Source organism: Synechococcus sp. R55.3 (assembly GCF_047461975.1).
Taxonomy (GTDB): Bacteria; Cyanobacteriota; Cyanobacteriia; order Thermostichales; family Thermostichaceae; genus Thermostichus.
In genome coordinates, this window is record NZ_JANSIG010000122.1 from 1 (window position 1) to 6,045 (window position 6,045).

The 6,045-nt window shown below is 58.2% G+C and carries 6 protein-coding genes; 2 read left to right on the forward strand and 4 right to left on the reverse strand.

Annotated elements, in window-relative coordinates; genetic code table 11:
- Positions 1-68: 68 nt before the first annotated feature.
- Together NW849_RS13630 and NW849_RS13635 are read right to left on the reverse strand one after the other, a co-directional pair.
- Positions 69-398: a hypothetical protein gene (locus tag NW849_RS13630; RefSeq protein ID WP_414358309.1), complete on the reverse strand. Its 330-nt coding sequence runs from the start codon at positions 396-398 to the stop codon at positions 69-71.
- A gap of 20 nt (positions 399-418) precedes the next feature.
- Complete coding sequence (locus NW849_RS13635) at positions 419-1,879, reverse strand: TldD/PmbA family protein (protein WP_414358310.1); 1,461 nt, start codon at positions 1,877-1,879, stop codon at positions 419-421.
- 280 nt (positions 1,880-2,159) lie between these two features.
- Here NW849_RS13635 and NW849_RS13640 point away from each other — a divergent pair, with 280 nt between their 5' ends.
- Positions 2,160-2,780 carry a uracil-DNA glycosylase gene (locus NW849_RS13640; RefSeq protein ID WP_414331024.1) on the forward strand — a complete coding sequence of 207 codons (621 nt, stop codon included), beginning with the start codon at positions 2,160-2,162 and terminating at the stop codon, positions 2,778-2,780.
- A 57-nt stretch (positions 2,781-2,837) separates the two neighbouring features.
- Here the strand turns inward: NW849_RS13640 and NW849_RS13645 are convergent, their stop codons facing one another.
- Positions 2,838-3,686, reverse strand: coding sequence for a methyltransferase domain-containing protein (locus NW849_RS13645; RefSeq protein WP_414358312.1), 849 nt, complete (start codon positions 3,684-3,686; stop codon positions 2,838-2,840).
- Between the two features lie 122 nt (positions 3,687-3,808).
- Positions 3,809-4,603, reverse strand: coding sequence for a CDP-alcohol phosphatidyltransferase family protein (locus NW849_RS13650; protein ID WP_414358314.1), 795 nt, complete (start codon positions 4,601-4,603; stop codon positions 3,809-3,811).
- Between the two features lie 298 nt (positions 4,604-4,901).
- Here NW849_RS13650 and NW849_RS13655 point away from each other — a divergent pair, with 298 nt between their 5' ends.
- Positions 4,902-5,885, forward strand: coding sequence for an ABC transporter ATP-binding protein (locus NW849_RS13655; RefSeq protein WP_414344385.1), 984 nt, complete (start codon positions 4,902-4,904; stop codon positions 5,883-5,885).
- Positions 5,886-6,045: the final 160 nt, after the last annotated feature.

The following is a 6,045-nucleotide window of genomic DNA, read 5'->3' on the forward strand; positions in this document are numbered from 1 at the left end:
TGTACTTCATCAAAGCGCATTCCTCCCGGCACTGACCCTACGGGTACAGTGCGGGGCTCCTGCGATTTCTAGCTGACCACCTCTCGCAAGGTTTCTGCTGGATCTTCCACCTGGCTTAGAACCCGAAACGGTAGCAGGGCTTGCCGATCCGCTCCGGCCCTCAAATCACATTCCCACAGGCGGACAACATCAAACTCATGGCTCAGCCTCTCTAGACGAAAAGAGGTCTGGAAAACTCGCTCCGACCCCGTTTTGCGCAAGTCAATGACCACCTGCTGCACCGATAGGTGAGGATACCTCCGATAGAGTCGGAGCCGAGCCACTTCTCCCATGAGCCAGCGGGCAAACTGCTCTGGGAAACGCTCGGCCAGATATTTGCAGACGTTGTCATAGGCCATGTCGAGGTGGATCCCTGGAATTAGCGACCGCCAACGGTAATGGAATCCACCTTGATGTGGGGCTGCCCCACCGTCACATAAATGCTGCCGCTGACGGAGCCACAGAACCCGGCTGCCAAGCTGAGGTCTTTGGAACACATGGAGATTTTGGTCAAGATGTCTTTGGCTTCTCCGATCAGGGTGGCTCCCTTGAGGGGCTTGGTAATTTTGCCGTTTTGGATAAGATAAGCTTCTTCGACGGCAAAGTTAAATTGCCCAGTGGGGCCGACGCTCCCTCCCCCCATGCGCTTGCAATAGATGCCTTTGTCGATAGAAGCAAAAAGATCGTCCAATTCTGCATCTCCGGGGGCAATGTAGGTATTGCGCATACGGCTGGCGGGGGCAAAGGTGTAGTTTTGGCGGCGACCGCTGCCGGTGCGAGGGTGGCCGGTGCGCATTGAGCCAGCCCGATCCGCCAAGAAGTTTTTCAAAATGCCCTTCTCGATCAGCAGAGTGCGCTGGACCGGCATGCCCTCGTCGTCCACATCCAGGCTGCCAAAGGCCCCTTCAGAGAGACCTTCGTCCCAGGCGGTGAGGTTTTTGTGGGCAATTTTCTGGCCTTTTTTGTCGGCAAAGGGAGTGGTTTTGCGCTCAATCTGGGTGGTTTCCAACAGATGCCCGCAGGCTTCGTGGAAGATAACGCCGCCAAAAGCGTTGGACATCACAATCGGGTAGGTGCCGGATTCCACGTAGTCGGCATAGAGCATCTGGCCGGCGGCTTCTGCCAGTTCCCGGCTATGGGCCTCCAGATCCCAACGGCGCAAAAAGTTGGGATCCCCCGTACCGCCGGAGCGTTGACTGACAGAGGCGCGATGGGATCCATCGGCACAGAGCAGCGTAGAGCTCACGGATTGGGTGAGGCGCACATCCCGCACAAAGGTGCCATCGCTGCAGGCCACCAGAATCTCTTGCCAATCGCGGAAATAGGTGGTGCGGCGGGACTGCACATGGCGGGCTTGGCGACCCAGTTGCTCGTTGGCTTTGAGCAGGATCTCCCCCATCTCCGCAATGGGGCTACATTCCTTCAACCAGCCATCTTTGCGGCGACGCTCGCCGTAGTCCTGCAGCATCTCCAGGTTGATGGCAGAAACCAGCGCTGTGGGGCCAGGAGGGGTGAAGCCCATCAGCGAAAGGCCCTTCTCCAGAGCAGCCTTGAGACCGGCAAAGGACAGATCGTTGGTGCTGACGTAGCAGTCGGCCAAGCCGCGAAACACCCGCACGCCGGCCCCGGTGGAGAGCCGTGGGGTGATGCTGGTGATGGCGTCATCTTCGGCCAGGCAACTGATGGAATTGCCCCGTTCTAGAAAAATCTCCACCAAATCGGCACCGGCAGCGCGCCCCCAGCCCAACAGGGCAGAGAGGGGATCCCGCCAATCCTCGTCGAAGCGCTGTAGAGTATGACGGTAGTTCAGGTTGGGCAGTTCTTTGGACAAAAGCAGCATGGCAGGCTCAGGGAGTAGAGACGAGCTAAGGCCGGCGCAAGTTTTCGTTTTCTCAGTTTAACAAGGAGTAAAGGTTCTCCCCTGCCGGCAGGTTGGCCTTGAGCTTGACAAGGGCGGGGGAGCAATCGAAGATCGCTGCACAAGGAAACCTCGACTTGCAATGGCTGCCAAGAAAAAACCGCCGGAGCTTCAGCCCAGCCTGTTTGACGATCCCATCGAGCCGCCAGCCCCGGCGGAGGAGACACTCCCCCAGTGGGATCAGATCCCCCTGTCGGCCCAGGTGTCCATCCCCCCCGGCACTTACAGGGATTTGGAGCAACTGAAGCAGCATTGTTTGGTATGCCAGCGCTGCGACTTGGCAGCCAGCCGTACCCATGTGGTGGTGCATCGGGGCAACCCCAAGGCAAGGATTTTAATCATCGGAGAGGGGCCAGGGGAAAGCGAAGACCTGCAGGGGCTGCCTTTTGTGGGCAAGTCGGGACAATTGCTGGATAAAATCCTGGCTTCGGTGGGGCTGGATCCCGAGCAGGACACCTACATCTGTAATGTGGTCAAGTGCCGCCCCCCTAACAACCGCGTGCCCACCCAGGAGGAGATGGACGCCTGCCGTCCCTATCTGTTGGAGCAGATTCGCCTGGTGGATCCCTGGATTATTCTGCTCACGGGGGCCACCTCGGTGCGCTCCCTTTTGGGCGAGAAGCGAGGGATCACCAAGATCCGCGGGGAATGGATCCAGTGGCAGGGACGCTGGTGTATGCCCATTTTTCACCCGGCCTATCTGCTGCGCAACCCAGACCGCACCCCTGGCAGCCCCAAGTGGTTGATGTGGCAGGATATTCAGGCGGTGAAGCAAAAGTATCTGGAACTCACCGGCACAGCACCGCCCCAGCCCAACTTTTGAGCCCATTTCCCCAAGCGCCCCTCCTCCCAAAGGAGAGCAAGGGATCCCTGCGGTGGGCTAGCTTTTGGGTTTGAACCCAGTCAAGAGGCCAAAGCGGAGCAAGCCGGTGGCATAAGCCTGACGCATCAGGCCCAGCCCCAGCGCCCCGCGAACGGTAACCCAGCCGCTGCGCAGCAAAGCCCAGATCCAGCGCCAGTCGCGGGCAGAAGCGATCACCTCATCCCAGAAAGGGGCCACTCGCTCCGACCAGTCGGCGCTGCGCACCTGCTCAAAGCCCACCTGTTGGGCCAGAGCCTCGTAGCTGGAGAGGCTGATCACATAGGGCAGGCAGTACACCTCGTAGATTTTCTGCAAAAGCTGTTGATCCTGCTGGCTCAGGGATCCCTCGCGGTGGCACCAGGTTACCACCATCACCTGCCCGCCCGGTTGCAAGACCCGCCAGCCCTCGGCCAGAAACTGCCGCTTATCCGGCATGTGCTCGCCGCTTTCCAGAGACCACACCAGATCAAAGGTGTTGTCTGCAAAGGGCATCTCCAGGGCATCGGCCACCTGAAATCGCACCTTGTTGCTCAGGCCGGCCTCTTGGGCGCGCTCCGTAGCCCGCTTGGCTTGGACGGGGCTGAGGGTAATGCCCGTAACCTGTGCCCCAAAGCGCCGGGCTAACTCCAAGCTGCTTCCCCCAATGCCACAGCCAAGATCAAGAATGTGCTGGGGAGGGCAGGGATCCCCGATCTGGCCCCACTGGATAACCCTATCAATCAAGTCAATCTGAGCTTGGCGGCGATCCTTACCGGTTTGGCCCGGCTCGTAATAGCCATGGTGCATGTGCTCCCCCCACACCCGCTCCCAGAGGCCGGAGGAGGCATCGTAGAAGTGGCGAATGCGTTGGTTGAGGGTGGAGGTCATGGCAACAGATCTCCATGGCTTTTTTATTTTGGATCCTCTCGCCCGGTGAAATCTGATGGGGAACCCTTGTAACCCAACTCGCGCCAGCCGGACGGAGCCATAGTAACAGACCCTTTCCGGGCTCACCTTGAAGCAGAAAGCGATCCCAGCGCCCAAACCAACCGCTGCACAGCACTGAAGAGCACCAGAATTGCCATCAGCCCAAACAAGCCCACCATGTACTCCGGGAAAAGGAAAAACAAGCCGTAGAAAAAGATGGTTTCGCTGCCCTCGATAAGCCCCGACGGCATACTTAAGCTGGTCAGTTCATCCAGGGATCCCGCCCCGCCGGAACCATCTGTCCTCATTGACCCGCAACGCTGTCGCGAACGCCGTTTTTCCAACAGCCCTGCCAAATACATCCAGGAGCAAAGGTTGATGTAAAAGCTGGCCAGCATCAGAGCCAGAGAAGCATAGCCCAGCAGGGATCCCTGGTGAAAGGCCAGCCCCAGGGGAACGACCGCGTAGACCACCACATCCAGCAGCATATCCAGGTAGCCCCCCAGATCGCTTTGCCGTCCCTGCAGACGAGCCAACGTGCCGTCCAGCCCATCCATAAACCGGTTCAGCAACCACAGGCCCAGCCCCCACCCGTAGGCCCCATAAGCTGCCGCTGTCCCAGAGGCCAGACCCATGGCAAACCCCGACAGGGTAATGGCTAGGGGATGCACCTGTTGGAGAGGGGTTTGCAGCACTGGAGCCAACAGCCGCTCCTTCCACTGCCTAAGCACCTTATCCAGCAAGAAACACTCCTTTCTTATTGCTCTGCAACGCTGTTGCCGATGATCACCACCGGCTGGGATCCCAGAGGCCAGAGGCACAAAACCTCTGGATTCAATTTTCTTGCTCCGCACCGCCAACGCGATGGAAATCATCATCCCAGAATCATCCCAGATGATGAGAATGCTACTGAAGGGAGGTCAGAGCAAAGTGCTGTGCCTACGGCAAAGGAACCGCACCGCTGTTGCGAATGAAGCGGATACCTACGCGGAGTATGTTTGCTCTGGCCCCTTTCCTCTACCGGAAGTGCTGCGGCAAGCCTAGGCTGGGACAAAGCCTGTGGGTAAACTAAAGGTTAGGCTGGGTAGCCTATCGCCTGGCGGACTGTGTGCTCCTTAACTCGGTGTTCGCGGCACCTTTTTCTCCCTCAACTCCAACATACCTACGAGCGAGTCCATGAGCGAGACCCCCACTTCCCCAGCAGAAGCGTTCGCGGCACCAGAGCCGGTCATTGCCATCACCGGCCTGACCAAAACCTATCGCACAGGATTTTGGCTGAACAAGGTGGTCAGCCCCCTCAAAGATTTTTCTCTGACTGTGGCCCGCGGAGAAACCTTTGGGCTGCTGGGGCCCAACGGGGCCGGGAAAACCACCACCATCAAATGCCTACTGGGCATTGTGGAGCCCACCCGCGGCAGCGGCACTTTGCTGGGCAAACCCCTGGGGGATCGCTCCATCAAGCAACAGGTGGGATATTTGCCGGAGAACCCCTATTTTTACGATTACTTGACGGCATGGGAGTTTCTCCAGTTTGCCGGCAAGGTGTTTGGTCTGCCCAATAGCCTGTTGAAGGAGCGGATCCCGCAACTGCTGGAGCTGGTGGGGCTTTCTATAGATACGGCCCGCAAAAAACAACTGCGCACCTACTCCAAGGGCATGCTGCAGCGCACTGGCATGGCCCAAGCGCTGATCAACGACCCAGAGCTGGTGTTTCTGGATGAGCCGATGTCGGGACTGGATCCCATGGGCCGCTATCAAATGCGCGAGATCATTCTGTCCCTCAAGCAGCAGGGCAAAACGGTGTTTTTCAACAGCCATATCCTGGCGGATGTGGAAGTTATCTGCAACCGAGTCGGCCTGATCATCGGCGGCAAATTGGTGCATCAGGGAACTTTGGATGACTTGCTGGGAGAGAGCAAAAGCTATCGGGTACAGGGGCACGGTGGCGCCGTCGAACAGTTCCGCGACCGCCTAGAGCACTTCTCGATTCAGGGATCCCATTGGTCGGGGGAATGGAGTGGATCCCTACCGGAGTTGCTGAGCCTTTTGAACCAAGCGGGGGCACTGGTCACCGACTTGCATTGGCAACGGCAATCCCTAGAAGAATTCTTTGTGGAGCAAGTGCGGGCCATTGAAGGGGATCATCCGGTCTCTGCCTAGGCTGGCCGTTCGCACTGGTGCTATGGAGAACCCCGAGAGCAGGACGGAGTTCTGCCCTGAGTATTTCCCAGTAGGGGACTCTGTGCTGATACATTTACGCTGAACACTGCTGAACATCACTGTTCAACTATGCAGCGATAGCATTCTGTTTGTTTCCAAA

Coding starts and splice junctions, on each gene's coding strand:
- NW849_RS13650 (WP_414358314.1), bottom strand. CDS start 4,603: ATGATGATTTCCATCGCGTTGGCGGTGCGGAGCAAGAAAATTGAATCC.
- NW849_RS13655 (WP_414344385.1), top strand. CDS start 4,902: ATGAGCGAGACCCCCACTTCCCCAGCAGAAGCGTTCGCGGCACCAGAG.
- NW849_RS13630 (WP_414358309.1), bottom strand. CDS start 398: ATGGCCTATGACAACGTCTGCAAATATCTGGCCGAGCGTTTCCCAGAG.
- NW849_RS13645 (WP_414358312.1), bottom strand. CDS start 3,686: ATGACCTCCACCCTCAACCAACGCATTCGCCACTTCTACGATGCCTCC.
- NW849_RS13635 (WP_414358310.1), bottom strand. CDS start 1,879: ATGCTGCTTTTGTCCAAAGAACTGCCCAACCTGAACTACCGTCATACT.